General features: G+C 64.3%; 3 protein-coding genes. All 3 read left to right on the top strand.

All coding sequences use genetic code 11. From position 1 onward, the window contains the following. Positions 1–226: 226 nt before the first annotated feature. The 3 genes from Q0K00_RS11560 to Q0K00_RS11550 all read left to right on the top strand — a co-directional run bounded on the left by Q0K00_RS11560 (position 227) and on the right by Q0K00_RS11550 (position 3,377). The gene (locus Q0K00_RS11560; protein ID WP_297229688.1) at positions 227–1,354 is read left to right on the top strand and encodes a peptidyl-prolyl cis-trans isomerase; all 1,128 of its coding nucleotides are present in this window, start codon (positions 227–229) and stop codon (positions 1,352–1,354) included. A 106-nt stretch (positions 1,355–1,460) separates the two neighbouring features. Next, on the top strand, positions 1,461–2,399 hold the full coding sequence (locus Q0K00_RS11555) for a SurA N-terminal domain-containing protein (protein WP_297229686.1): 939 nt from the start codon (positions 1,461–1,463) through the stop codon (positions 2,397–2,399). Positions 2,400–2,417: 18 nt separating this feature from the next. Next, on the top strand, positions 2,418–3,377 hold the full coding sequence (locus Q0K00_RS11550) for a helix-turn-helix domain-containing protein (protein WP_297229684.1): 960 nt from the start codon (positions 2,418–2,420) through the stop codon (positions 3,375–3,377). Positions 3,378–3,393 lie beyond the last annotated feature (16 nt).

Below are 3,393 nucleotides of genomic sequence, written 5' to 3'. Positions count from 1 at the left end.
CATTCGGCTCTTGGCAGAAAACCTCCAGCTTCATGTCTGAGCAGAGGGTGAACAACGTATTGACACTCTACATCTAGTGAGATTATGTTAAAATTTGTATTGGCAGGTCCTGACAGGCACGGCCTGCGGCCGCCATTCGGTCGCCGCCCGCGCAGGCGGAGGGGTTCCCCTTCCCCCAAACAGACAGCGAATAGTGTTAACAGGCCCTAGCCGTAGAGAGGAAGCCATGCCCCATAGCGCCATTCTCCCTGATCCCCGCAACGGCAGGCGGCCGCCGCTGCGCTTGTGCTGTCTCCTGCTCCTGAGCTGCCTGCTGGCGGCTTCTTGTGTGGAGAGCGGTCTGCCGGACGGCGCGCTGGCCAGCGTCAACGGCAAGACCATCACCCTGCGTCTGGTGCAGGCGCTCATGGACAGCCGCTCCGTGGATATGGGCGCGCTGGAGGCCAGTACGCCGGAGAGCATGAAAAAGCAGTACGGCGAGGCGCTGGGGACGCTCATCATCGCCTGCCTCGCGGAAGAGGAGCTTGCCGAGCGCGGGCAGTCCGTCAGTGAAGAGACCGTCAGGCGTGAGGAACAGCTCATCCGTGAAGATTATGAGGATGAGGACCTGAACGCCTATCTGGAACGCGAGGCCCTCGACTATGCCGACTGGCGCGAGCTGCTGCGGGTGCATCTGACCATGCAGGCCTTTGAGCGCCTCGTGCTCTTGCCGGGCATACGCATCAGCGTGGATGAGGTGCGCGCCTATCATGCGGCCAATGAAGAACGCTTCCACGTGCCGGAGCATATGATGCTCTGTTTCCTGGCCGCCGAAGAAAAGGCCTCGCTCGAAAGCTATTGCCGTCGCTTCCCCACCGGCCGCGACAACGTGCCCGACGGCCTGCGCGTGCAGTGCCTGGACATGGAGGAATCCGAGCTGCCGGAACAGGAACGCAAGGAAGTGTCGGCCATCAATGAAGGCAAATGCGGCAAGATCCGCGAGGTGGACGGCAGTTTTCGGGCCTTCGGCGTGGTCGTGCGCCACAAGGGCGGCGTACAGCCCGCGGCGGCGGTCTATCCCTTCATCGAGGGGGCCTTGCGTGAACAGAAGCTGCGGGCCGCCTTCAGCCAATGGCTGGAACGGCGGCTGGCGAACGCGGATATCCGCGTGGCCCCCGCGCTGCGGCCGGTGCTGGAAGACATGGCCAAGCGTTCACGCGAACGGGAGGCGCGCAAGGCCGCCCAGACGACGGACGGCGCCACGGACCCCACGGGCAAGGAGCCTGAGCGGGACGCCCCGTCCGACGATCCCGACACGCCGAAAGCCGGAAAGGACGACGGAAAAGACACGGAGGCAAGCGGTCCGGCCTCGTGATCCGGCGGCCTCCCGGTGAGGTCCGGGACGGACTGCCCATTGCCTTTTGAACGGATTGCGGCTATTGGCAGAGGATTCAGCCTGTATCGTGTAGGGGAGACTCGTCGTGAAAAAAATTCTTCTGTCCCTGTTGTGCCTGCTGGTCATGACGACCTGTGCGGAGGCCGCCCAGCTCAATAACGTGGCCGCCGTGGTCAACGGCAAGGTCATCACCATGTTCGACCTGCAGAAGGCCGCCATGCCCGATCTGGCCCGCGCCCGCCTCAACCCCAACGACCCCAAGCAGAGCAAAAAGGTCAATGAGGTGCTCCGCAAGGCCTTGGATAACCTCATCATCAATATGCTGGTGGAACAGGAAGCCAAACGCCTCGGCGTGACGGTCTCCGACAGCGAAGTGGATCAGGAGCTCATCGCCATCATGAAGGAGCGCCGCCTGACCCGCGCCCAGTTCGAGGCCCAGCTCAAGCGGCAGGGACTTTCCCTCGCTGAACTGCGCGAGACCTTCAAGAGCAACATCATGCGGCAGAAGATCATGGGGATGCAGGTCGGCCGCAAGGTGGTCGTGACGCCGGAAGAGATCCAGGCCTACTACGCCAAGCACAAGAATGAGCTTTTCCTGCGCGACGGCCTGCACATGGGCCTGCTCGTCTACCACCCCAATACCAACGCAAGCAGCATCGCCGCGCAGATCAAGTCCGGCAAGCTGAGCTTCGCGGAAGCCGCACGCAAGTACTCCGTCGGCCCCAACAAGGAGAAGGGCGGCGACATGGGCCCGGTGGAGTGGGACAAACTCAACCCCGAATGGTCGGAACGCCTGAATGACATGCGCCCCGGCGACGTGACGCCTCTTTTCAATATCCAGAAGAACATCAAGGCGCAGGTGATGCTGTTCCGTCCCGGCGCCACCGGCCCCGACAAGCCCCTGACCCTGGAAGAGGCCACCCCGCAGATCGACGCTATCCTCCGGCGGCCCAAGGCCATGGAACGGTTCGAGGACTATGTCGGACAGCTGCGCAGCCGCGCCGTCATCGACATCCGGCTGTAGCGGCAGAGAGGGACGAACATGAATCTGGAAGAACTGGGCGCGGCCCTCAGGGCGGAACGCGAGCGGCGCGGCCTCGGCATCGAGGATGTGGCCAATACGCTCAAGATCGGCGCACGGCAACTGCGGGCGCTGGAAGAAGCGGATCTCACATCCCTGCCGCATGTGGCCTATACGCGCGGCTTCATCCGGTCTTACGCGACCTTCCTCGGATTGTCGCAGGCCGAGATAGAAGACGTGCTCCACTGCCTCGCCCCACAGGAAAACATCGTGGCCTCCCAGGCCGTCTACACGCCCGCCGAAGAAAGCGGCGGCGCCGCGGCCGGACGCTTCTTCTCGCTCATCGTGGTGCTGATCATCCTCGTGGGCGGCTACTTCCTCTGGAACAGCGGCCTTGCCCAAAAGGGCATGGACATGCTGCGCGGCGCCGAATCGAACGCGCCGCAGGTGGCACGCCCCTCCGGCCTGCCCGAAGAAACATCCCCCGGCACCGACAACGACAGAGAAAGCCGCAGCCAGGCGCCGTCCGAAACGCCGCCCGCCACCCAGACCACCCCCGCGGCAGCTTCTCCGGCCACAACCCCCTCACCCGCTGCCGCCGCGCCCGCCACGCCCGCGCCCACTCCGCGCACGGAGACCGCCGCGGCCCCGACGACGCCCACGACCCCGGCCGCACCAGCCGCCACCGCCGCATCCGAAACGGCCGAAGCCGCCGATGCCGCCGGCGACGTGCAGCCCGGTCAGCACAAGGTCATCATCGTTGCCACCGAAGAATGCTGGATCCACTCCAGCGCCGACAAGACCGATGTCCGGCAGTTCTCACTCAGCAAGGGCGATACCTTTGCCCTGACCTTCAGTACCCGCCTCGAGCTCAAGCTGGGCAACGCCGGCGGCGTCCGCATCCGCTACGACGGTAAGGAAATGCCCCCCGCCGGTACGTCAGGACAAGTGCGCAGCCTCGTTTTCCCGCCTCAGAATTAGACGGGAGAGGCTTTTT

Source organism: uncultured Desulfovibrio sp. (assembly GCF_944327235.1).
GTDB lineage: Bacteria > Desulfobacterota > Desulfovibrionia > Desulfovibrionales > Desulfovibrionaceae > Desulfovibrio.
Note: the sequence above shows the minus strand (reverse complement) of the source record. Positions and strands in the feature narration are given on the sequence as shown.